Source organism: Geotalea uraniireducens Rf4, assembly GCF_000016745.1.
Classification (GTDB): Bacteria; Desulfobacterota; Desulfuromonadia; order Geobacterales; family Geobacteraceae; genus Geotalea; species Geotalea uraniireducens.
This window is the reverse complement of the sequence record NC_009483.1, coordinates 3,270,346-3,293,885: the sequence shown is the minus strand read 5'-3', so window position 1 is coordinate 3,293,885 and position 23,540 is coordinate 3,270,346. Positions and strand designations below refer to the sequence as shown.

Below are 23,540 nucleotides of genomic sequence, written 5' to 3'. Positions count from 1 at the left end.
GACAATGATGGCAAAGCATCTTTATTGCGTTGTAAGCCGTGATGGCGGGGATGCGGCGGTTTCGGGGGATTGCGCCTATCTCGTGCCGTACCGCGACATCGCCCTGGTGGTAAAGGAATCATCACCCATAAACTACGCATCCCTTCCCAAGGATATCCTTGTCCGGCACCTGGCAAACCACCAGTCGCTGATCGAGGGGATTATGAAGGAGTGTACGGCTGTCCCGATAAAATTCGGGACATCGGCCATGGATGACGGGGAGCTTCTCGAAATACTGGAATCGGGATACCCTTGCTTCAAAAACGCGATCGACAGCATGGCGGGCAAGGTCGAGGTGGATTTGATAGCCTTGTGGAATGATCTGGATTCGACATTGAGGGAACTGGGGGAGAGAGACGAGATTCGACGGTTCAAGGAAGAGATTGCAACTGCATCCCGGGAAGAGCTTAGGGAGGCGGCCATAGAGCTGGGAAAAATGGTCAGGGTGGCCCTGGAGGAGGAGAATGGGAGGGTCGGGAACGAAATTTTGTTCGCTCTTAAGGAGCATCACCTTGAGCAGAGGATCCGCGAGCATTTCGATGACAGGATGCTGCTGAACGTGGCTTTTCTTGTGGAGAGTGAGAAGAAAAACGCGCTGGATGAGCAGATAGAAGGGCTGGATAAGAGGTATTGCGGCAGAATAAACTTCCGGGTCATAGGCCCGCTTCCTCCTCACAGCTTCAATACCCTGGAAATATGCAGAATAGGGGCCGGGGAGATTGAGGAAGCGATGAATATCATCGGCGTGGTCCCTGGAGATGATAAGGACGAGGTCAGGAAGGCATATAGGAAGCAGCTCCGGAAGTATCACCCGGACAATAATTCCGGCGACCCCGATGCGCAGATGATTTTCGAGAAGTTCAGCCGGGCATACAAAATCCTGACGGGCTGCAGCAACCTCGCTTTCGGGAAGGATGCCATAATGGTAAGGGTCGTCGAATGATCTTTTTGTTGGATGACATTCTCCTTTCACCCATAAAAGGGCTGGTCTGGGTAGCCGATAAACTCAAGGACATGGCTGAGTCGGAGATGACCGACGACTCCAGGATACATGAGGAACTTCTCGAACTACAGATGCGCTTTGAGCTCGATGAGATGACCGAAGAAGAGTATCTGAGCAAGGAAGCGGAACTGATGGCCAGGCTGGAAGAGATCATGGAACGTAAAGAGGAATTATGAAAGTCGATTCGTCTGAACAGCCGGAGGCGGCAAAAATGGCGATGTCTATCGGGAATATCATCCAGAAGGCAAGAAGTGAGCTCAGCGTTCTGACCGGCCTGGAGCTTTCATCCACGCTGAAGACTGCGAAGGATGAGATGGGATGGCGAGTGTCGGTCGAGCTGGTGGAAAAGCGCGTCATACCTGATAACATGGATATCCTTGCAACCTATGAGGCCGTACTGGATAATCACGGCAATCTGCTCGAATTCAGCCGCAAAGGGATGCGCAGGCGCGCCGAAACGTTAGTGGAAGAGTAGGGGCATGTGGCTAACTCCAAGCTCCTTGATAACCCGGCTCTCCGGCTGATAATGTTCGGCGGAAAGGGGGGGTGCGGAAAAACCACATCTGCAGCTGCTGCGTCCATATACCTGGCGCGGCTCAGGCCCGGGAAAAAGGTGGTTCTCATTTCCCTCGATCCGGCTCATTCTCTGGGCGACTGTTTCGAGAGGAGCGTCGGGGGGGATATCACACGGGTCGATGAGCTTGATAATCTCTGGCTGCTGGAGATGGACGCTCGCAAGCTCTTCCAGGACTTCAGAAAAAAATACGAAGGGGTGATGAAAAAGCTGGCGGAAAGGGGGACCTATTTTGACCGGGAAGACGTCGAAGGGTTCTTTTCCCTGTCGCTGCCGGGGCTTGACGAGGTGATGGCGGTCATTGAAGTGGTCAGGCTTTTGAAGTCCGGCGAATTCGACCTGATTGTCCTCGATACCGCGCCGACCGGCCACACGCTGAGGCTTTTGGCCCTCCCGGCCCAGATGAAGAAATGGATTGCCGTTTTTGACCTGATGCAGGAGAAGCACCGTTTACTCCTGAGACGATTCAAGGGACGGTACGTGAGGGACGCGACGGATGAGTTCCTGAAGACGATGACGGACGACCTGGACCGAGTGGATTCCCTTCTCAAGGACGGCATGATGACCGAATTTGTCCCGGTGACTATCCCCGAACCGGCGGCGATCGAAGAAACCGGCAGGCTGCTGGCATCCCTGAAGGAGTATAGGATAGCGGTGCGGAGCCTGATCGTCAATCGCGTCGTCGAGGGAGGGGACTGTCCGTTCTGTTCTTCGCGAAGGAAAGGGATCGAAGGGTATCTGGCGGAAATCGGAGAGAGGTTCGCCGACTGCAATCTCGTGTTCGCCCCTCTTATCCACCATGAAATCAACGGATTTGAAAACCTGTGCAAATTTGCGGAGCTTCTCTTTGCGCCGGTAAAAATCGCGGCTCCGGCCGGGAAAGATGTTGCCTCACCACCCGTTCCCCCCGACTATACCCTTGCGGCTTTTCGCAATGCCATAGCGGAGCTTGCGCGCAAACCCGGTCTGGAGTTTCTTCTCTTCGGCGGCAAGGGAGGAGTCGGCAAGACCACTATGGCCGCATCGACAGCGCTTTATATGGCAAGGGAAAATCCGGAGAGGAAGATCCTGATACTTTCCACGGATCCCGCACATTCGTTGTCGGACTGTTTCGACCGCACGATAGGAAATGCCGTCACGCCGATCATCGACTCATCGGCGGGGGGACATCTCTTCGCACTGGAGATGGACGCCTCCCGCATGCTTAACGTATTCCAGAAAGAATACTGCGCGGACATCGAGGCGGTTTTCTCCCCCTTCGTCGCCGGAGGGGGAGATATCGCCTTTGACAAAGAGGTGATGCTGGGGCTTATCGAGCTTTCCCCCCCGGGACTGGACGAGATCATGGGCCTGAAGAAGATGCTCGAACTGAGAGGGGCGTACGACCTGTTCGTTATCGATACTGCGCCCACCGGTCATGCGCTCCGTTTCCTCGAAACCCCAGAGATCGTCCTTGAATGGTTGAAGGCGATCCTCAGGCTGCTGCTTAAATACAAGGAGATCGTCCGGCTTGGTTGTGCCGCCGAAGGGATCATGAATCTGCTCAGGGATGTAAAGAATGTGAAAAAGGCCCTTACCGACTCCCTGCAAACTGAATTTGTTGCCGTTACCATTCCGGAATCCCTTGCCATCCTTGAAACGGAACGCCTCCTTTCCGGCATCAGGAGATTGGGTATCCCGTCAAGGCATATAATCGTCAACATGGTGACCCCTCCTGCCGGATGCCGCTGCTGCAAGGGAGAGCAGGAAAAGTATCTGCGGCAGGTGACGGCAAAGTGGGGGAATGACTACGACGTTGCTGTTGTGCCGCTGTTTCTGAGTCCGGTCAAGGGGGTGGAAGCCCTTGGTCAACTGACGGGTGCGTAACAAATAGAGAGTCTCGCGTAACAGGTCCTAACCCCGATGAACGGGATAAGTCCCTTCACGAAAAATTCTTCGCAAAAAACCAGCGTTGTCCGGTTTGGTTTTTGCTTACGTCCCGTAGGGACAGAATACTGGTAGCCGGGGAATTCATTCCCCGGTCATCCAGGCGAAATATCATCACGTCACGTACGTGACGTGGGGAAATATAGCATCTCATCCGGGGGATGAATCCCCCGGCTACATTCGAACGCCCCTAATGGGGCTTAACAACCTTGATGCACAAACCAAACCGGACAACGCTGGCAAAAAACATGCAAATAATTTTTCTAAGGGACTAAGGAGAAACGGATGGCCATAGAAGGGACAATAAACAACAGCGCTTCCTTGCTGGATGTGCTCGACAGGATCCTGGACAAGGGAATAGTCATCAATGCGGACATTGCCATATCCATTGTCGGGACTGAACTCCTCAGCATCAAGATCAGGGCGAGCATTGCCTCTTTTGAGGTAGCGGCCAGGTATGGTCTGGCGTTTCCTTCAGGGATCAATCTTGAGGCTCCTGCCTGGAAAGAGGGGATCACGACCAAGGAAACCTGCCCCGAATGCGGAAAGAGGGTTTCTGTGGATGAACTGATCGCCGCAGGTTGTCCCTGGTGCGGTTGGGAGAGCGCCAGGGCGAAGATTGCAGCCCATACAACCGACTATAGTCTCTAGGAGTAAAATATCCCCATGAATATCGACATCGAGCAGGACAATCTCAAGCAGGGGGTTCTGGGGCTCGTCCTTGCCCTGGTGGAGATAATCAGGGATCTTCTCAAGACCCAGGCCGTAAGGCGGATGGAAAACGGAAGCCTGAACGCGGAGGAGGTGGAAAGGCTGGGAAAGTCCCTCATGGAGTTTGACAGGGTCGTGGAACAGATAAAAGAGGATAACGGTGTTACCGAGGCGGTCAGGTCTGTGAGGGATAGTCTGGACAACCTGGTGGAAGGGGTGCTTGGCGGAGACTTGCATGGAAGGTAGATATATCTATTGCGTGGCGGAGGGGGACGAGGAAATTTCGCTCGGAAGGATCGGGATAGATGGGAGCGAGGTCTATACTGTTCATTTTGAAGGCCTGTCTGCGATTGTCCATAATTACCAGGGAGACCCGCCCGATTGTTGGGAGAGAGAAAGTATGATCGGCTGGGTCGTCTCCCACCAGAAGGTGGTTGAAACGGCATGGAGGCGGTTCGGAACAATCCTCCCGGTAAGATTCCATACCGTCATCAAGGGGGGGGCGGATGATCTCAATGGATGGCTGGGGGGAAACCACGGGGAACTGCGAAAAAGTATCGGCCGGTTGAGGGGCAGGGAAGAATACGGTGTCCAGGTATTCTGGGACGAGGATCTTGTTGCAGGAAGGCTTGTGGATAGTGTGCCGGCCCTCAGGGAACTCAAGGCGAAGACGGAGGGTGGGACAGGAGCGGCTTACATGCATGGCCAGCTCCTGGAAAAGGCGTTAAAGCGCGAGATGGCAAGGGAGAAGGAAAGGTATTTCGAGAATATCTACCAGAGGATCGAGGAGCTGGCGGAACGGATAATCATTGAAGAGGTGAAGGCGGCAGATAACGGCGTACGGATGATCATGAACCTGTCGGTCCTGGTCCCCGGGGAAAGGCGTGATGAGATGACAGCGGAACTGGAGATCATCAACCTCAGGGAAGGTATCGCAGTACGCCCTACCGGCCCCTGGCCGCCGTACAGCTTTGTCGACATGTGACGGTGAATATGGAACATGCAAGCAAAGGAAATATTACGCTGGTTGATGTGCTGGAGAGGGTCCTCGACAAGGGGGTCGTAGTGGATGCGGACCTGGTTATCTCCATTGCGGGCATCCCCTTGGTCGGCGTCAACCTGAGGGCAGCCGTGGCCGGAATGGAAACGATGACCAAATATGGCGTCATGGAGGAGTGGGACAAGGAAATTCGGGCTACGGAGGAACCATGTCCAGGATAATCGGTATCGATCTGGGGACCACCAATACGGTTGTTGCCATTCTCGATAATGGACGCCCTGTGGTTATTCCCAATGGGGACGGTGAAAATCTGACCCCTTCGGTGGTGGCCTTCACGGATGACGGGATGCTGGCGGGAAAGGGTGCTTTGCACCAGGCGATCGGCAATCCCGAGGGGACCATCGTCTCGGTCAAGAGGTATATGGGCTCATTGCAAAGGTTTCATGCGGGGGGAAATGTTTACACACCGGCAGGGATATCGGGGATGATCCTTCGCAAAGTTGTCGGAGATGTGGAAGCGTATCTGGGGGAAAGGATAGAGAAGGTTGTGATCACGGTCCCCGCCTATTTCAACAACGAACAGCGCGAAGCCACAAAGGAAGCCGGGATCGTGGCCGGCCTGGATGTGGTAAGGATAATCAACGAGCCGACCGCCGCAGCTTTAGCCTATGGGCTGGACAAGGAGGAGATCCATACGGTACTCGTCTGGGATTTGGGTGGCGGTACATTCGATGTTTCCGTCCTGGAACTTGGCCAAGGGATATTCGAGGTCATGGCGGTCAACGGTGATACCCATCTGGGCGGGGATGACTGGGATCAAAGGATCGTCAAGCATCTGGCCGGAATCATACATCTGGAGACCGGAATCGATCCTTTGAGAGATAAAGCGGCCTTATCGTTCCTGAGAGAGACGGCGGAACTCGCTAAGAAAAAGCTGTCTCGTGAAATGGTTGCTGAGATAACCATTCCCCTTAACGCCCTGACGGGGGGAGATGCCAGGGATGGGAGTATATTGCCTATACGCCTTTCGCGGGAAGATTTCGAGGAATTAACCGACTCTCTCCTCCGAAAGCTGGTAGGGCCCACCCTGCAGGCGCTTTCCGATGCCAGGCTCAGGTTCGAGGATATCGACAGGGTTATTCTCGTTGGTGGTTCGACCCGGATGCCCGCGGTGCTGGAACTTGCAAAGAATTTGTTCGGCGATTCGAAGATTTGCCATGACGGCATTAACCCTGACGAGGTGGTAGCCATTGGCGCTGCGATACAGGGAGGGATCATTGCCGGTGAGTTCAGCGACGTCGTTTTGCTGGACGTCACGCCGCTCTCCCTGGGGATTGAGACCCAAGGAGGGACATTTACCAGGATCGTCGACAGAAATACCACAGTTCCCGTCTCAAGAAACAGGATATTTACAACCGCTGCCGATAACCAGACGTCGGTCAGTATCCACGTCCTTCAGGGAGAGAAAGAGACTGCCGGTGATAATATGAGTCTCGGCATTTTTGAGCTTGCGGACATCCCTCCTGAACCGAAGGGGGATCCGAAGATAGAGGTGACATTCACTATTAACGTCGACGGCATTCTCCAGGTTTCTGCTGCCGACCTTCGCACCGGGAATGAGCAAAGAATAGAAATAACCGCTATTTCCAGCTTCCCATTTGAATAAATATCGGAGAACGTCCGGAAGCCTTTATCTTCTTCTCTTCATATGACCTTAAATTTCTATCCTTTTTTGAGAGCAGGAAATGTGACTTTCAAGCCTTTGCCGGTCTTCTCGATCTTGTATGCAGGAAATGTTTTTCCTGCAGCATCGAAAACCAGCCGGACTTTGTCGGGGTAGGTGCCGACACGGGCTTTTGCTATGCCGAAACGTTTCACCGGCATATCCTTGGCAAGGATGGAGCACTTTGCCAGCGGCAGATCGATGACGAGCCGTCCGGGATTAGTCAGGGTGAAGGCGTTGTAGTCAGCAACTCCGGAGCCGGTGACAATCACAAGGTTGTCCTTGTTTACCTTGACTGCGCTGATCGGTCCTGACGGAATTTTCTGCGGTACGACAGGCAGCAAAACCGCCTTGGATCTGAAAGTCGCTGACTCTGTCCGTTGCAGTGACGCAGCTTGCCCAGTCTTTGTCTCCGCAATCACTACAGCGGATTTGTCAGTTGTTGCATTTTCCCCGTCGGATTGCTGCTCTTTGCCAGTCAACGCTGGTACTGCCGCTACCGGTTGATGCAGAACCGCTTCTGCGGCAGGAGCGGTTGCGATGATGGCTGCCGGTTGGGTTGTGATTGCAACTGAGGATAGCGGCGTTTTATCAATGGTTGCCGCATCCCCTTCCGTCTTGGCTTTATCTACCCCGGTCTTTTTGGATATTTCCCTGTTAGTGGAAGGGGATGTCTTGCCGAAAGAAACCTGTATTTTACCTTTGTCTGCCTGATCCGTCAGCACCGCAAACTCGGCGTCATTTTTCAGATTGATTACCACCCGGGTGAGGGAGAAATTCGAGATGGCTTTCTTTTCCACTGTTATTTTCGAAATCAACCCTGAATTGACTGTAACAGGGGCAACCGATCCGGGATCAACGAGCGCCAGATCGATTACCACCTTGAGCAGGTCGGGCATTTTGTAATAGGTGTAGGTGAGCGGTTTGTCGGCAACGATATCAATCCGGGTATCTTTGCCCGTCCCGGTTACCTGTATTTTTTGGAGGACAGGCTGCACCGGTTCTGCTGATGCGACAATACTAAAACCGGGAACTGTGAGAAACATCGTCAGTATGACAGTCAAAATTTTCAATTTTTGCATAGCGGACCCTCCCGGAACAAGGATTAAAGACTTTGCAGCTAGATCATTGCATGTGTTTCCCAAAACGTTAATCGGATGTATGGTACAGAAAAGGCGGAGCTGATGGCTCCGCCTTTTCTTGTTTATTCGGTCACAAACGCGACAGCGTGTCCCTTACATTTTGTGGCATTTTTCACAGTCACCCTTTACGCTAAAAGCATCCTTCGAATTGTGGCAGGTACCGCACGATTTTCCCTCTTCCATCTGCGTCATGGTGAAGTGTTTTGCTCCCGCCTTGAAGGGGAACAGTTTGGTGTGGCAGTCGGTGCATTTATACATGCCGAGGTGGAATTCATGGCTGAATTTGGCATCTCCGGATTCGGTCTTGAAAGTAATGTTACCTGGTTTGAAACCGGTATGGCATTTTTCGCAGTCGCCACTGGAGGCAAATGCATCTTTGCCGTTGTGGCAAGCGCCGCACGATTTGCCTTTGTCCATATCACCCATGGTGAAATGCTTTGCTCCGGCTTTGAATGGGAAGATCTTGGTGTGGCAGTCTTTACAGCTGTAAACGCCGGTGTGGAAAGTGTGGCTGAAGGTTGCGCCGCTGATTCCCTTGGTTTTGAAGGCGATATCCTTTGGTGTCATTCCCTTGTGACACTTGCCGCAGTTACCTGCTACCGTGAAGGCCTTCGCGCCGTTATGGCAGGCGCCGCAGGTCTTTCCTTTTTCCATCTGCGCCATTGTTACGCGGCCATCCTTGCCGGTGATGATTTTGCCGTTGTGGCAGCTTTTACATTTGCCGCCGGTTTTGGCAATATGCACCGCATGGCTGAACATGGCCTCGGTTGCACCTTTAACCTTGTAGGTAATGTTGCGCGGCTTGCCTTTATGGCAACGGACGCAGTCCTTTTCGTCGGCAACGCTGAAAGCCTTGACGCCGGAGTGGCAGGCGCCGCATGATTTGGTCTTCTCCATCTCGGCCATGGTGTAATGCTGGCGTTTTTTAAGGTTGAAAATTGCGTTGTGGCAAATTCTGCAATTGTTGTTATATTTCTTTAAATGGATATCATGGCTGAACACAACCGGTTCGGCGTTTTCAAGCCGAAACTGGACATCCTTGGTCTCCTTGGCGAAGAGGACGAGCGGTGCCGATAAAACAAAAAGAAATGTAAGGATGGTGAGACGAAGCTGCATGGCGCACTCCTTGTCATGGAATAATAACTGAATTTGCATTTCAAGCGCTGTAATATACACACTGAGTTTTCAGTCGTCAATTTAAAATATTGACTGTTTTTTATAATTGGAGCAAATTCTCGACGGTTTCCAGAGCGGAATGGGGAGATAGGGGCGATGAAGAAGCTTTTACCGGCATTGATTTTAACGGTACTCTTGTTCAATGTGGCGGCGCAGGCAGCAACCTACGAGTGGCTGGACGAAAAGGGTGTCCTACATTTCACCGATGATCCCGACAGGATTCCGGCAAAGTACCTGAAACGGGTTAAGGAAAGGGATTCCGTCAAGGGGGAGGTGTCAAAACCAGCCTTGCCGCCTGTTACGGAAAGCGCGGCCCCTGCCGCATCCGATGATACGGATAATGGAAGCAGGCTCTTTGGCGGTTACGGAGAGGATTGGTGGCGGTCCGGCTTTGCGACTCTCCGTGCAGAAATTAAAAGCCTTGAGGATGGTCTGACGGTAAAGAGGGAGAACTTGAATGTTGCGCGGCGTAAGAGGGTTATATATCAGCGCGGGAGCGACCGGGTCTCTTTTAATGATCTGAATGACGAAATTAAACGGGATGAGGCTAAAATAATAGAACTGCAGGAAAAGCTCAACGCCCTCGATGTGGAGGCGGCAAGGGTCGGCGTTCCGTTGGGATGGCGGCAGTAACGATACACTAGTGTTTCGTTTTCTGTTCCAGTTCCAGGTCCAGGTTCTTCAGCCGTTCGATAGCCTGCCGCAACTCCTTGTTTTCCTTGGTCAGGGACAGGTTAAGGCTTTTAATGTGTTGCTGCTCCTTGTTTTCTTTATTCAACGACAGATTGAGAATCTTCAGATTCCGGTTCTGGCGCTGCAATTCTTCCGCTGAGGTCAGGAATTCCATGAGCGGCCAGGCCATGCGGGTCCAGGAACTTGACGGGTATTCCCTCAGCAGGTGTTCCAGGCTTTTTTGCGTCTGTTCAAGCCCGTCCCGCCCCACGTCTGGTCGAAGTTGCATCAGGCTGAGACGGAACAGCGCCTCATCGGTGACCCCCGGCGTTCCTTCCGCTGTGGTGATTTCTTTCAATAATTTAGTGGCGGCTGCTTCATCCCCTTTTTCCAGCAGTTTAACCGCTTCCGCAAGTTTCCTCTCCTGTTTGAAGCGATGAATGATGCCACCGCTCTCTTTATTGATTGCGGCGCAGCCGGTTAGACCAAGGAGCGCAATAAGTATGATAATAAGCTTTTTCATCGTTTGATCTTACGCCGGTTGATCAGATAATTGCTCCCCGGCATTCCTTTTACATAATCTTTAATTTCGGTAGCGGCTTTCGCGATCTCGACGGCAGAGTCATATTCGCCCTGTCGGCAGATAGTGACGGCAATCGATATGGTCATTATCGGGAATACGCGCGGCACCCCATAGCGGTCTACCGCGTCAATCGAGCCTCTGCTCAGGTCTTCCGGTGTGTAGTGGTTGCGTATCTCGGCGTCGAATTTTTCTATCACTGCTTCACATGCTGCGGCTGCGTTTTCCATGTCGATTACCATGACAAAATCATCTCCGCCGATATGGCCGACAAAGGCGTTTGCTTCGGCAGTCGACTTGACCGCCTCGTATATGATTTCGCCTGCTCTTCTAATCACTTCGCTTGCCTTTATGTAACCGTAGTGATCGTTGTACGCCTTCAGGTTGTCCAGGTCGGCGTAACAGACGGCGAAAGGGATACCTTCCTGTAATCTTCTGTTCAGGACCCTTTCAATGGCAATGTTGCCGGGAAGCCTCGTCAACGGACTGGCGTCAAGGCTTATCTGTTCCAGAACCTTGAGCTTTGCTGCCATGCTGATGAAATCCCCGGCCAGATCGCCGATTTCATCACCAGGCCGGATTTGAGGATCGTAATCGAAATCACCTTCTGCGATGCGGTGTGTTGCCTTCTTCAGCCTTCTTATGGCACTCGAAATATTGTAGATGAAGAAGGCCGCCACGACGATTGCAAGGGAGAAGCCGGTAAAAGAGAGAATGAGCGTCCATCTGATTGTCGAGCTTTCCTTTTCGTCAGCGGTTTCGAGCTTGGCGTTCAGTTGGTTCTGTCGATTTTTGTAGATTGTATCGATGGCGTTGAATATCTTTTGCGCCGCTGATTTTATGGGAAGAGGATCGCTGGTCTTCCCCTGAAACAAACGGTAGGTATTGGTTCGATAGTTTTGATACAATTGGGCAAGAGGCACTATATCCTGATTCTGTTTGTTCTGTCTGAGTTTTTGCAGGATATCGAGAAACTCGGCTTCTCTGCGGCTGAAAAGTTCAATGAATTCGGGACTCTTCAGGATAGCATATTTGCCCGCATAGCGTTCCTGGGCCAGCAAAGACTCACGCAGCTTGTTGGTTGAATTGATAATCACCAGGTCATTTCTGGCAATCTCTCTGGCTATCGAATGGAGGGAGTACAACCCCATTATCGAGAATATGAGAGACGCCGTGGTGAAAAATGCCATCGCGACGTAGCCGGCGACGAGCTTCTGTACAAGTGAAAATTTGGGTAGAAAAAATTTGATCTTCATTAGTCCCGACTTATAAATGACATTGGTTCGATTATTCTATTGCAATGGGATTGTTTAGTCAAATTATTAGGGAAAGATGGGAAGGCGTAAATCAGTCAGAAAAAGTACCGTTATCGGTATTGTCTGAACGCTGGATTAGCGGTTGCGACCGGTGTTAAGCTGTGTTATAAAAAGGTTTGATTTTATTATCGGGAGACAGTTATGACCGGTCTTGACAGGATCATAGAAAATGCGCTCATGGAGGATATTCACACCGGTGATATCACTACCCTGGCCGTGGTGCGTGAAAACCGGAAAATGCGCGCCAGGCTGAAGGCAAAGGAAGCCATGATGCTGGCCGGCATTGATGTCGCGGCGCGGGTCTTCCATGTTCTTGATCCAGGCATTACATTCACGGCTCATTTCTCTGATGGGGATCTGCTTAACCCCGGCGACATAATTGCCGAGATTGTCGGCGATGCCTCGTTGCTTCTCCAGGGCGAGCGGGTGGCGCTCAACCTGCTGCAGCGCATGTGCGGGGTGGCGACCCAGACTGCCCGGTATGTGCAGGCGGTTACCGGGACCAACGCCCGGGTTGTCGATACCCGCAAGACTACGCCCGGGCTCAGGATGCTGGAAAAATATGCGGTAAGGGTGGGGGGCGGCATCAATCACCGCACCGGCCTCTATGATGGCGTACTGATCAAGGAGAATCATATAGCTGCGGCCGGTGGGATCACCGCAGCCATAAGTCGAGCCAGGGCCTATATCCCACACACCCTGAAGATCGAGGTGGAGACCGAGACGCTTGCCGAGGTTGGCGAAGCCCTGACCGCCGGAGCCGATATCATCATGCTTGACAACATGGATGTGACCACCATGCGCGAGGCAGTTGCCATGATCGGAGGAAAGGCGCTGGCGGAAGCTTCGGGGGGGGTAAATCTGACGACCGTCAGGGAAATCGCCGAAACAGGAGTCGACATCATTTCCGTCGGTGCGCTTACCCATTCGGTACGGGCCATGGATATCTCCATGCTGATGGAGGGCAGTTGAAAGAGACTTCAACGCAGACCGTTGATTGCACCATAAAAACGCTGAACCAGCAGATACTGGAAATATTCCGCGCCAGGAATGGGGAGGTCGTCTCCGGCGAGGAGCTGAGCAGCTCGCTCCGTATCTCCCGAACTGCCGTCTGGAAGCATATCAAATCCCTCAAGGATTTAGGTTACAGCATTGTTGCGGTTCCTGCGCGAGGGTATCGGTTGCTTGCCTCACCCGATTTACTTGTTCCGGCCGAGATTGCAGCGGGGCTGGCGAACAAACGGATCGGCACGAAGATTATCTGCTTCAACGAGACGGATTCCACCAATAACGTTGCCTTCAAGCTTGCAGAGGATGGCGCCGCCGAGGGGACGGTGGTGATTGCCGATACCCAGTCTCGCGGCAAGGGACGGCTCGGAAGGGAATGGGCGTCTCCGGACGGCGTCAATCTTTATTGCTCCATAATTCTCCGCCCTTCAATAACACCTGTTGCCGCTTCCCAGTTGACGTTCCTTTCGGTGGTAGCCGTGGCAAGGTCCGTGGAGCAGTCTACCCCGTTGCAACCATGGATAAAATGGCCCAATGACATACTGATCAACGGTAAAAAAATTGCCGGCCTTTTAAACGAAATGAGTGCCGAGACCGAGAAGGTGAACTTCGTGGTGCTGGGCATCGGCGTTAATGTGAATATGCGTTCCGAGCAGTTTCCAGCTGACCTTCGTCATCCGGCCAGTTCCCTGTTTATCGAGGGTGGGGTTCCGGTAAACCGCAACGATTTCGTCCGTACCCTCCTCCATGAGCTTGATGCGCTCTACGATAGTTATTTGGTTGATGGATACGGGGCGATCAGGGAAGAATGGCTGGCCCGTTCGCAAATGTACGGGCGACAGGTCAGGGTGTCCTGTCAGGATCGGGTAATGACCGGCGTGGTCAAGGGAATTGACGACATAGGCGCGCTGCTGCTCGATCTCGACGGCAGGGAAGAGCGGGTGCTGTCCGGGGATGTGACTATATTGTGATTTGTGATTTGGGAACTGGGAACTGGGAACTGGGAACTGGGAACTGGGAACTGGGAACTGGGAACTGGGAACTGGGAACTGGCTGATTAGAGTTTTACCGATCCCTGATTCCTGATCCCCGATTTTGGAGGTTTGATTTGCTTCTGGTAATTGATGTGGGGAACAGCAACATTGTTCTCGGTATTTATGACAACGAGCGCCTGGTGAGAGACTGGCGCGTCTCCACCGACAAGTCGAAGACGCCCGACGAATACGGCATCCTGGTCCATGATCTGTTCCGGCTTGCGGGTATCGGTTTTTCCGACATCAAGGATATCATCATTTCTTCAGTGGTTCCCACACTTACCGGGGCTCTGGAGAAGCTTTCACGCCAATACTTCGGGTTCAAACCGTATGTGGTAGGTCCCGGTATCAAGACCGGCATGCCGATACAGTACGATAACCCCAAGGAAGTCGGGGCAGACCGCATCGTCAATGCGGTCGCCGGATTCGAAAAACACCACTGTGCCCTGATAATCGTCGATTTCGGCACTGCCACCACCTTTGACTATGTGAACAAGAGGGGTGAATACTGCGGCGGCGCCATTGCTCCCGGTCTGATGATTTCCATGGAGGCCCTGTTCCAGAAGGCGAGCAAGCTGCCGCGGGTCGAGATAGCCAAGCCGCCGGCAATCATAGCGAAAAACACCGTCAACTCCATGCAGGCCGGGATTTATTATGGCTACGTGGGGCTCGTTGACGGGATAGTTACAAGAATGAAAGGGGAGGGAAAGGACAACCCGAGGGTTATCGCCACGGGAGGGCTTGCCGGCCTGATTGCGCCGGAATCGGCTACCATCGAGGAGGTGGATGAGTATCTGACCTTGGAAGGGTTGCGGATACTGTATCAGAGAAACCGGGAAACTTAACGGCAGGTAGGGTAACGGTAAAGAAGAAGAGCCGTTTGCGTTACTTTTACCTACTTCCAATCAAGGGGGGCATCATGGGAAAGTATGATACTGCAAAGCTGAGAAATCTTGGAATTGTTGCTCATGGCGGGGCCGGAAAAACCTCTTTAACAGAAGCAATCCTCTTTGACTCAGGGATGATCGACCGCCTCGGAAGGGTCGATGACGGTACCTCCACCATGGATTTCGAGCCGGAAGAGATCAAACGCAAGATAACCATCTCCTCTTCCCTCAATCACTGCGAATGGAACGGTTATTCCATCCATATCGTCGACACCCCCGGCTATGGCAACTTTATCGCCGACACCCGTTCCTGCATGCGCGCCCTTGGCGGAGCGGTCCTGATCCTTTCAGCCATCTCGGGGGTAAAGGTGCAAACCGAAGAAGTGTGGGAATGGGCCAATGAGTTCGAGATACCACGGATCGCCTTTGTCAACAAAATGGACCGGGAGCGGGCCAGTTTCTTCCGCGCCATAGATGATATGGAGAAGGTTTTGGGGGCTAAGGGGGTCGCAGTTCAAATGCCGATGGGCGCCGAAGAGGATTTTGCCGGCGTCATCGATCTGGTGAAAATGAAGGCCTACCTGTACGAAAAGGACCTGTCGGGTAAATTCCGCGAAGAAGAAATTCCCGCCGAGTTTGAAGCTGAAGCCCGCAGACTTAGGGAGCAGATGGTAGAGACAATCGCAGAGGCCTATGATTCCCTCACCGAGAAGTATCTTGAGACCGGCGACCTGACCGAAGAGGAGATAATGGACGGCCTGCGGGTCGGCACGCTCCGCTACACCTTCACCCCCGTGCTCTGCGGTTCTGCTGTCATGAATATCGGTGTCAGCCAACTCCTGGATTATATCTGCAGCTGCCTCCCCTCACCGCTGGATCGGGGCAAGGTGGTAGGAACCGATTCGAGAACCGGTCAACTGGTGGAGCGGGCACCGGACGAAGCGGAGCCTTTTTCCGCCCTGGTGTTCAAGACGACTTCCGATCCCTATACCGGCAAAATTACTGTATTCAGGGTCTATTCAGGGATACTGAACTCCGATTCGACAGTCTATAATCCCAACCGTGATATCATGGAGCGGATAGGGCAAATTTACGAGCTGGAGGGGAAAAAGCAGAAACCCGTCAAGCAGGCTGTGGCCGGAGACATCGTCGCCGTCTCCAAGCTCAAGGACACCCTTACCGGCGATACCCTTTGCGATGCGGATAAACCGATATGTTACGAACCTGCCAAACAGCTCCATCCGGTCATATCATATGCAATCCTGCCGAAAACCAAGAACGACGAAGACAAGATCCACGGCGCTTTGCAGAGATTGATGGAGGAGGACCAGACACTGGAGGTTCACCGCGACGATAAAACCAGGGAACTCATTATTTCCGGCATGGGGCAGGTGCACCTGGAAGTGACCATCGAGAAGCTGAAACGCAAGTTCAGCGTCGATGTGGAGTTGAAGACCCCGAAGGTGCCGTATCTGGAAACCTTCAAGGGGACCGTCAAGGTCCAGGGCAAATACAAAAAGCAGTCCGGCGGACGTGGTCAGTACGGCGACTGTTGGGTGGAATTCAGCCCACTTCTCCGCGGTGAAGGGTTCCAGTTCGAGGACCGGATCGTCGGCGGTGTAATTCCCCGTCAGTATATCCCGGCAGTGGAAAAGGGGATATTTGAGTCCGCGCAGGACGGATTTCTGGCCGGCTATCCCCTGGTGGATTTCAAGGCGGCGGTCTATGACGGCTCCTTCCATACGGTCGATTCGTCGGAGATGGCCTTTAAGGTAGCCGGCTCCATGGCGCTCAAAAAGGCGATGGAGAGCGCAAAACCAACGCTCCTCGAACCGATCATGAACATGAAGATTACCGTGCCGGAAGAGACGATGGGCGACGTGATCGGCGATCTCAACTCAAGGCGGGGTAAGGTGGTCGGTGTCGAGCCCAAGGCTAATTCGCAGATCATCAGGGCTGTAGTGCCGATGTCCGAGGTCCTTGCCTATGCATCGGACCTTCGTTCCATGACCAGCGACCGCGGGCTCTTCACCATGGAATTTTCACACTACGAGGAAGTGCCGGGTCATCTGTCACAGAAAATCGTCAGCGAAGCTGCGACAAATCATAAACATGCTAACCATTAGTAAGTAAGAAGTGATTTTTTGCGCTTTTTTAGTACGTTAAAAATGATTTCTGCGGCTTTTATGCAGAAATGATTTTGTGAACATACTTACAGAAAATAGCTTCGTTAACGCACTTATACTGTTTATCAGGGTTAGGATGTAAAAGGAGGAATTGTTACATGTCCAAGCAGTTTTTACCGGATTCCGAGGAAAATCTTCCAGGCCGAGGTGAGAAGGGGAATTCACGACAGGCCCTTCTCCTTGTCTTGCTCGTGCTGGTAGCAGTATTTGGCTATCTTTATTTCTTTACCGGCTTGATAAAACCTCGTGAAGTGGCTAAAGAGCAAGCGGTGCAGACGGCTCAGGTGAAAAAGCCGATGCCTCCGCGCAAGGAACAACCGGCTGGAAACGGGGAGCCGACGGCAAAGCCGGAAGAAAAGAAGCAGGTTGCTGACAAGGATGGGAAACCTTCTGCCGGCGAACCCGGCCAAGCGAAACCTGCACCGGCGCAGAAACCGAAACCTGCACCAGTCGCAGCCCCAACCCCAGCTCCAGCTCCAGCCAAAGCTCCAGCTCCAGCCAAAGCTCCAGCCAAAGCTCCAGCCAAAGCTCCAGCCAAAGCCGAACCGGTAAAAACTGCAAAAGCGGAGGCGCCGGCCGACAGAAAAGCGGCGGCAAAGCCGGCTCCAGCAATGAAACCCAAGGTGCAGGCTAAAACCGAAGAGAAAGCAGCTGCCGCGGCCAAGCCGTCAGGGAAAAAGCCGGCTCCTGTTGCCGCTGCTGCCGCAAAACAGATAACAAAGCCTGCTGAGAAACAAGTAGCAGGCGCTTATACGCTGAAAATCGGCGCGTACGTTCTTGAAAAAAATATGCGTGCTGCAGAGGCAAAACTGAAAAAGCTTGCGGTTACGCCGGTTGAGCGGCAAAAGATTCACAAGACTGAACCGATGCACAGGCTCTATTATGCTGAATTTAGCGACCATGAGTCAGCCGTTGCCGATCTTAAGAAATTGCAGAAAATTGCGCCTGACGCATTCCTCTTGAAAGAGGGTGACAAATTCGTGATTTATGCAGGGTCCTATTACAGTGAAGGCAAAGCAGCCATCGAGCAGGACCGGCTATTCGACAAGGGCGTAAAGCTGATCATGAAGAAAGCGGAAGTCGGAGTGCCGGTTACAGTCCTGACAGCCGGCAGTTTCGCCGGCAAAGACGAGGCCCGGAAAGCGGTTGCAAGGCTGAAAAAAGCCGGTATTTCCGCCACGGTAATCAATGCCGGGAAAAAGAAGTGATAGGTGTGCCCAAGAAAGTTACTCTGAAAATATCTGCGGCGGCAGCTCCCTATGTCAGGAGTGATACGCCGAAAACGGACAAATTGAGAGCGGCCCGCGCCGAGGTTTCACTTGCCCCTAATGATTTGATGGCGCTCCTCTTTTATCTAAGCCATGACCAGGACGCAGATATTAAAGTTGCAGCACTGAAGAGCTTGCGAGAGCTGTCGGAACCATTGCTTATGACGATTGTCGACCTTCCCGACATCAATTCGCGGCTTCTCGACGTGATTGCCCGGCTCCATTTTCCTCGGCAGGCTGTTGCGGAGAAGGTTGCTCTGCACCCGAACTGTGACGATGGTACGCGCCGATTCCTGGCTGAAAAGGGGATACTCTGTTTTGACGCCATGGCTGAGAGTGCAAGCCAGGATAAATTTGATCTCGATGCCGCAAATGAAGATGATAAACAGGCAGAAACTGCCGAAGATGCGGAAGTTGCAGAGGAAGAAGAGGCGTTCAAGTCCAAGTATCAGTTGTCGCAGCAACTGGGGGTTGCCGACAAAATAAAAATGGCGCTTACCGGTGACAAGGAGTGGCGCTCCATACTGCTGAAAGACTCAAACAAGCTGGTTTCCGGGTCTGTGGTGAAAAATCCAAGGATTACCGAAGGGGAGATACTCACCATTTCCAAGTCCAACGTACAGAACGACGAAATCATGCGCGTCATATGCGCGAACAAGGAGTGGGTGAAAAACTATCAGATCCGCAAGGCCCTGGTGGAGAACCACAAGACGCCGCTCCCGGTCGCCCTCCGATTTATGGCGTCTTTAACAGAGAAGGACCTGGCGTTTTTGGCCAAGAGCAAGAATGTATCTTCGGTGATATCTACCCAGTCACGAAGAATTCTCATGAATAAAAGCAAGAAGTAACTAAGGGGGACACCAATGGCTTTGGTGAACAAGATCAAACGGGAAATCAATGCAAAGCTGGTCTTTTTCGGCCCGGGACTTTCCGGCAAGACCACAAATCTTAACCATATCTACAGCAAGTTAAAACCGGAATTTCGTGGCAAGCTCAAGTCGATGAACATTCAGAACGATAAGATGCTCTTTTTTGATTTCACCCCTCCTGGTGACGGGAAGGTAAACGGTTATAGTGTCCGTTTCCATATCTATACCATCAAGGGTGAAACCAAAAGCTCTTCTCCATGGAAAATGGTGCTGAAGGGGGCTGATGGCGTGGTGTTTGTCGCTGATTCTGCGCCGGACAGGATGACGGCTAACCGGGAAAGCCTGGAAAATCTTGCTGAATACCTGGGTGTATATGGTCTAAATCCGGCGGATATTCCCGTTGTTTTCGAGTACAACAAGCGTGACCGTGTTGACGCGGTTCCTCATGAAGATTTGCAGCGTATGTTGAATCCCGGCAATTTGCCCAATTTCCCGGCAACGGCGAGCAGGGGCGACGGTGTGCTCAATGCGCTGCTTGCACTGGTTAGAATAGTGCTGAAAAAGTTGCGTGAAACCGGGCTGGACCTGGAAGAAGGCGTTGAAAAACTTCAGGGCGTCAGTGAACAGGTTGCGGCGGGTTCGGCCGCGGCGCAGGTTCAGGTCGAGCAGGCAGGAAAATCTTTTGCCGATGAGGACGAGGTTACGACTGTCTCCTTGGCTGAGGAGGAAATTGCCGCAGAACCGGAAGCTTCAATCGTTACCGCACCCTCAATCCATGGCGAGGAGCCCGACGTGTCGTTTAACGGGGACGTTGAAATGGTGGCGCCTGGCAGACTGCGCCTCCCCATTACTATCAAGTATGCCGGCAGGGAGAAAACGATTGCCTTGAATCTGACGATCAGTCTTGATTGAGGTAAACCCCAATTCGCGCAAGTACAGCCATAGTGTCTGGTTCGATGTAATAGTGCTGAATTTGTTGTCCATGCCAGGAAGATGAGGCTTAATGGTTTTTTCAGTTGATATGGAAATGGTGGTTCGGCTCCTTCTTGCATCTCTGCTTGGAGGGATAATCGGCCTGGAGAGAGAGGTGCACGGCAGACCGGCCGGATTCAGGACCCACCTGCTGGTTTCACTCGGCTCATCCCTTTTTGTAATAACTTCAATAGCGTTTTACAAGGTTTACGGTGATTTCAGCGGTAATATACCGGTAGGGGTTGATCCAGGGAGGGTTGCAGCTCAGGTGGTAACGGGGATCGGTTTCCTCGGCGCGGGTGCTATCATCAGGGAGAAGGCCTCCATTCGCGGCCTTACCACGGCAGCCTGTCTCTGGGTGGCGGCTGCCATCGGCATTGCATGCGGTATCGGCCTGTTCGGCATTGCCGTGATCGTAACCGGGATTGCCTTGCTCAGTCTATTGCTGCTGAAAAAAGTCGAGAACAGACTTGCCAAGGACATCTATGTTTCGGTCAAGATCTGGAGCAGCGACCGCGAAGGGCTGATGCCGGAAATTGAAGAACTGATGGCCGGCTGCCAACTGCATATAGCCGATGCCAGGTTTGAAAAAGACATTGAACAGAAGCTGTTGGCTATCGAGTACGACGTCAGGTTTACCACCCGCGACATGGCCTGCAAAGTGGTCGACCGCATAGCGCTCGTTGAAGGTGTTAAGAAGGTGAGGTTGGAATGATCGGTGGGAATAGCGGCTTTCAGGCTAATTACCGGTCTGTCGATTCGATAGCTCAGCTTAAAGCAGCAATCTTTTTTTCCTTATCGTTTTATGCATCTTCTGTAAAAACTCGGTATGAACATCGGTACTTCATCCCGATAACGTCGATATTCTTCACCGAACTCTAAAGCAAGCCTCTTTTCTTCAATTACCGCACCGAATATAAAGTATGACGCTGAAAGCAGTGTCAAGACGATCCCATTGACGCTTATAACCGGATTCAACAATAAAAAGACAATGGCCAACGAATACTGGGGATGCCTTACCCTGGCGTAACAGCCGCTTTTAACCAGTACATGCCTGGTCATCCTGCCCCTGAGTTGGTTGAAGCCGAGAAAGTCGCCGATGCCGACTTGTGCTGCGCAACGGAAGAGGAGTAAAAGGAGTGCAACCTGCACAAGATAGCATAATGGACCCCAGAAGCCCGGAACAAGGAAGATGATGCGTGAACTGCGGTATGCGGCCATTACCCAACCGAACATGATAATAGATAAAAGGTTATAACCAAGACGGTAACCCCGCCACCCGCTGCCGAAAAGGCATTTGAAGCGGTACTGCACCGCAGGGGTTGCCAGAATGGAATGGCAAATTGCAAATGCGATAAATCGGCAGGCAAAAACGTAACTGTTGTCGTGCAAGAGGGCTCCTTTTTCCAGCAGGAAAGGAATGATTCAATGGATTATATACTATATCCTTGTATACAAAAAGGTTACATGATAATATTGGCCACTTTTGCATGACGGGAGGGGAAGTGTATGGCGATCATTACCATATCAAGACAGATGGGCACCGGCGCCTATGCCATGGCCAGGGAACTGGCCAAAAAACTTAAATATACCCTGATTGACGGCCCTAAAATTGCCGAGCTGGCGCACAATTACGGCCTGAGCGGCGAAATCCTGGAAAGGGTCGATGAGAAACCCCCCGCTTATATAACCGCAGAAGACCGGCTGCAGGCCGCAAATCTGAGCACCATGGAGTTGATACTTCTGGATTGCGCCAGAAAAGGAAATGTTATTCTGTACGGCAGGGGGGCGCAGTATCTCCTTGAGGGTATGCGTAATGTCCTGCGCGTCCGTTTTATAGCCCCGTTCGACGAACGGGTCGAAAATTTTGCCGAGCGGGAGTGGATCGATCCGGACCTTGCCCGTGAGCTCATCCGTAAGAGCGACCACCAGCGCGGCGGCTTCATTCATTTCTATTTTGACAAGGACTGGCAGAACCCGTTGGAGTATGATCTGGTTTTCAACACCTCCCATTTATCCAAAAGCGCCATGGTGGACAGCATTGTTGCGGCGGCAAAAGACCAGAAGCTTAAGGATGCCGAGGCTGAAGCGACGGCGCTGCTGGATGATATCATTCTTCGCAAGCGGGTAGAGGCCGAACTTCTCAAGTCAGGGAAGATCGAGAGCCTCCACTTTAAAATTGAGTCACTGGATGGAGAGATATGCCTGAGTGGCCATGTGCACACCGAGCAAGAGCGGGAACAAGCCGTAAAAATTGCCGCCAAGGTAAAGGGCGTCAGCCTTGTTGAGGATGATCTCCAGGTGGTCAACTATAAACCTCACAAAGAGTAGGCAGCACAGCGCTCTTTAAATGAAAAAGGCCCGTCAGGGCCTTTTTTTTGTGTCCTCACCGATGTGAGGTCATGCTCCTGACCTTTTTTCTTCGTGTAGCCGTTTCAGCGCCTCTGCCGAGCTATAAGGAACCGCCAAGTGGCCTCGGCCAACGCCCATCTCTATGCCGGCTTCAATGCCGTGAAAATCGGAACCGCCGGTCATAACCAACCCGTGATCGATCGCCTGCCGTTCAAGGAAACTCATGTCGTCGTCATTGCACATATTGTTGTAGACTTCAATGCCTTCAAGCCCCATTGCAGCCAGCTCTTTAATGATGGCTTTCAACGTGTTCCTGTCTTCAGTGATGCTCGTAGGGTGGGCAAGCACGGAAATGCCGCGTAACCGCCTTATTTCAGCCAGTGCCTCCTCCATGGGGAAATAGCGTTTCGGCACATTGCACGGCACCAGGTAGCGCTCGAAAGCATCCTGCAAGTCGTGGGCAAACCCCTTATCTACCAGAACACGAGCGATATGCGGGCGACCGAATGCACCTTCGGCAAGGGCGTCAGCCTCCTCATAGGACATGCTTCCTTTCTTTTCCCGTTCCAGCTTGGCGTTGATGTTTGCAATAATGGCCTGACCGCGGTGATCGCGGCTTTCACGAAAATCAGCCAATTTCTCCAGAAAAACCGCATCATTATAGTCGATGTAATATCCCAACAGGTGTACGTCATGGTGCTTTTTGAATTCCACTGATAATTCGACTGCCGGAATAACCTCAACCCCGAGGCGTTCACCAGCTTCCAGCGCCTCATCAATTCCTTCGACAGCATCATGGTCTGCCAGGGCAATTGCCTTCAGATTTTTTTCTGCGGCCATTGCCACCAGTATTTCCGGCTTGTGAATACCGTCGGAGTAGGAAGAGTGCATGTGGAGATCCACAAATTGCTTCATAACGTTGACCTGCTTTCTGAAAAATTGAATTCTTTATCCAAAGGTATAAACCGTTCGCCCGCTAAAGGCAACAGTATATATGGCATTAATTTGCCTGGTCAGGCGAGAGTTTGCTGTTGCCTTGGCGTAGGGCATCAAGTAGAATATCAGCCAAATTGCCGGGCAAGCAGGGTAGTGAAATTGCCGG

25 protein-coding genes are annotated in these 23,540 nt (G+C 52.3%); 19 read left to right on the top strand and 6 right to left on the bottom strand.

The window, feature by feature from the left end:
• Positions 1–4: 4 nt before the first annotated feature.
• From GURA_RS14410 to GURA_RS14370, 9 genes are all read left to right on the top strand, one after another.
• The gene (locus tag GURA_RS14410) at positions 5–982 is read left to right on the top strand and encodes a GvpL/GvpF family gas vesicle protein (RefSeq protein WP_083764906.1); all 978 of its coding nucleotides are present in this window, start codon (positions 5–7) and stop codon (positions 980–982) included.
• Complete coding sequence (locus GURA_RS14405; RefSeq protein WP_011939678.1) at positions 979–1,218, top strand: gas vesicle protein GvpG; 240 nt, start codon at positions 979–981, stop codon at positions 1,216–1,218. The genes GURA_RS14410 and GURA_RS14405 overlap by 4 nt, the downstream gene beginning before the upstream one ends.
• The gene (gene gvpO, locus GURA_RS14400) at positions 1,215–1,517 is read left to right on the top strand and encodes a gas vesicle protein GvpO (RefSeq protein ID WP_083764904.1); all 303 of its coding nucleotides are present in this window, start codon (positions 1,215–1,217) and stop codon (positions 1,515–1,517) included. The genes GURA_RS14405 and gvpO overlap by 4 nt, the downstream gene beginning before the upstream one ends.
• 6 nt (positions 1,518–1,523) lie before the next feature.
• Positions 1,524–3,482 carry an ArsA family ATPase gene (locus GURA_RS14395; protein WP_041245472.1) on the top strand — a complete coding sequence of 653 codons (1,959 nt, stop codon included), beginning with the start codon at positions 1,524–1,526 and terminating at the stop codon, positions 3,480–3,482.
• Positions 3,483–3,827: 345 nt separating this feature from the next.
• Entirely contained in the window at positions 3,828–4,193 is a 366-nt protein-coding gene (locus tag GURA_RS14390) for a gas vesicle protein (protein ID WP_011939675.1), read from the top strand.
• 15 nt (positions 4,194–4,208) lie between these two features.
• Positions 4,209–4,499, top strand: a complete 291-nt coding sequence (locus GURA_RS14385) for a gas vesicle protein K (RefSeq protein WP_011939674.1) — start codon at positions 4,209–4,211, stop codon at positions 4,497–4,499.
• Positions 4,489–5,238, top strand: a complete 750-nt coding sequence (locus GURA_RS14380; protein ID WP_011939673.1) for a GvpL/GvpF family gas vesicle protein — start codon at positions 4,489–4,491, stop codon at positions 5,236–5,238. The genes GURA_RS14385 and GURA_RS14380 overlap by 11 nt, the downstream gene beginning before the upstream one ends.
• Before the next feature lie 8 nt (positions 5,239–5,246).
• Entirely contained in the window at positions 5,247–5,474 is a 228-nt protein-coding gene (locus GURA_RS14375) for a gas vesicle protein (RefSeq protein ID WP_011939672.1), read from the top strand.
• Entirely contained in the window at positions 5,462–6,919 is a 1,458-nt protein-coding gene (locus GURA_RS14370) for an Hsp70 family protein (RefSeq protein ID WP_011939671.1), read from the top strand. Before GURA_RS14375 ends, GURA_RS14370 begins: the two co-directional genes overlap by 13 nt.
• A gap of 56 nt (positions 6,920–6,975) precedes the next feature.
• Here the strand turns inward: GURA_RS14370 and GURA_RS14365 are convergent, their stop codons facing one another.
• Positions 6,976–8,058: an AMIN domain-containing protein gene (locus GURA_RS14365; RefSeq protein ID WP_011939670.1), complete on the bottom strand. Its 1,083-nt coding sequence runs from the start codon at positions 8,056–8,058 to the stop codon at positions 6,976–6,978.
• Between the two features lie 153 nt (positions 8,059–8,211).
• A complete protein-coding gene (locus GURA_RS14360; RefSeq protein ID WP_011939669.1) occupies positions 8,212–9,234 on the bottom strand; it encodes a cytochrome c3 family protein in 1,023 nt (340 codons plus the stop codon).
• Between the two features lie 156 nt (positions 9,235–9,390).
• Here GURA_RS14360 and GURA_RS14355 point away from each other — a divergent pair, with 156 nt between their 5' ends.
• Positions 9,391–9,927, top strand: coding sequence for a DUF4124 domain-containing protein (locus tag GURA_RS14355; RefSeq protein ID WP_011939668.1), 537 nt, complete (start codon positions 9,391–9,393; stop codon positions 9,925–9,927).
• Positions 9,928–9,934: 7 nt separating this feature from the next.
• Here GURA_RS14355 and GURA_RS14350 read toward each other — a convergent pair whose 3' ends face one another.
• Together GURA_RS14350 and GURA_RS14345 are read right to left on the bottom strand one after the other, a co-directional pair.
• Positions 9,935–10,489 carry a hypothetical protein gene (locus GURA_RS14350; protein ID WP_011939667.1) on the bottom strand — a complete coding sequence of 185 codons (555 nt, stop codon included), beginning with the start codon at positions 10,487–10,489 and terminating at the stop codon, positions 9,935–9,937.
• On the bottom strand, positions 10,486–11,802 hold the full coding sequence (locus GURA_RS14345) for a HAMP domain-containing protein (protein WP_011939666.1): 1,317 nt from the start codon (positions 11,800–11,802) through the stop codon (positions 10,486–10,488). The genes GURA_RS14350 and GURA_RS14345 overlap by 4 nt, the downstream gene beginning before the upstream one ends.
• A gap of 201 nt (positions 11,803–12,003) precedes the next feature.
• Between GURA_RS14345 and nadC the strand changes: the two genes are divergently transcribed.
• The 8 genes from nadC to GURA_RS14305 all read left to right on the top strand — a co-directional run bounded on the left by nadC (position 12,004) and on the right by GURA_RS14305 (position 20,801).
• On the top strand, positions 12,004–12,834 hold the full coding sequence (gene nadC / locus GURA_RS14340; protein ID WP_011939665.1) for a carboxylating nicotinate-nucleotide diphosphorylase: 831 nt from the start codon (positions 12,004–12,006) through the stop codon (positions 12,832–12,834).
• Entirely contained in the window at positions 12,831–13,841 is a 1,011-nt protein-coding gene (locus GURA_RS14335; protein WP_011939664.1) for a biotin--[acetyl-CoA-carboxylase] ligase, read from the top strand. Before nadC ends, GURA_RS14335 begins: the two co-directional genes overlap by 4 nt.
• 137 nt (positions 13,842–13,978) lie before the next feature.
• Positions 13,979–14,749: a type III pantothenate kinase gene (locus GURA_RS14330; RefSeq protein WP_011939663.1), complete on the top strand. Its 771-nt coding sequence runs from the start codon at positions 13,979–13,981 to the stop codon at positions 14,747–14,749.
• A 74-nt stretch (positions 14,750–14,823) separates the two neighbouring features.
• A complete protein-coding gene (fusA, locus tag GURA_RS14325) occupies positions 14,824–16,917 on the top strand; it encodes an elongation factor G (protein ID WP_011939662.1) in 2,094 nt (697 codons plus the stop codon).
• Between the two features lie 158 nt (positions 16,918–17,075).
• Entirely contained in the window at positions 17,076–18,185 is a 1,110-nt protein-coding gene (locus tag GURA_RS14320; RefSeq protein WP_011939661.1) for an SPOR domain-containing protein, read from the top strand.
• A 5-nt stretch (positions 18,186–18,190) separates the two neighbouring features.
• On the top strand, positions 18,191–19,093 hold the full coding sequence (locus tag GURA_RS14315) for a hypothetical protein (protein WP_157046215.1): 903 nt from the start codon (positions 18,191–18,193) through the stop codon (positions 19,091–19,093).
• Between the two features lie 15 nt (positions 19,094–19,108).
• The gene (locus GURA_RS14310) at positions 19,109–20,026 is read left to right on the top strand and encodes a GTP-binding protein (RefSeq protein WP_011939659.1); all 918 of its coding nucleotides are present in this window, start codon (positions 19,109–19,111) and stop codon (positions 20,024–20,026) included.
• A gap of 91 nt (positions 20,027–20,117) precedes the next feature.
• Positions 20,118–20,801: an MgtC/SapB family protein gene (locus tag GURA_RS14305; RefSeq protein WP_011939658.1), complete on the top strand. Its 684-nt coding sequence runs from the start codon at positions 20,118–20,120 to the stop codon at positions 20,799–20,801.
• Between the two features lie 80 nt (positions 20,802–20,881).
• Here GURA_RS14305 and GURA_RS14300 read toward each other — a convergent pair whose 3' ends face one another.
• A complete protein-coding gene (locus GURA_RS14300) occupies positions 20,882–21,478 on the bottom strand; it encodes a methyltransferase family protein (RefSeq protein WP_011939657.1) in 597 nt (198 codons plus the stop codon).
• Positions 21,479–21,595: 117 nt separating this feature from the next.
• Between GURA_RS14300 and GURA_RS14295 the strand changes: the two genes are divergently transcribed.
• On the top strand, positions 21,596–22,417 hold the full coding sequence (locus GURA_RS14295) for a cytidylate kinase family protein (protein ID WP_011939656.1): 822 nt from the start codon (positions 21,596–21,598) through the stop codon (positions 22,415–22,417).
• Positions 22,418–22,486: 69 nt separating this feature from the next.
• Here the strand turns inward: GURA_RS14295 and GURA_RS14290 are convergent, their stop codons facing one another.
• Entirely contained in the window at positions 22,487–23,353 is an 867-nt protein-coding gene (locus GURA_RS14290; RefSeq protein ID WP_011939655.1) for a PHP domain-containing protein, read from the bottom strand.
• Positions 23,354–23,540 lie beyond the last annotated feature (187 nt).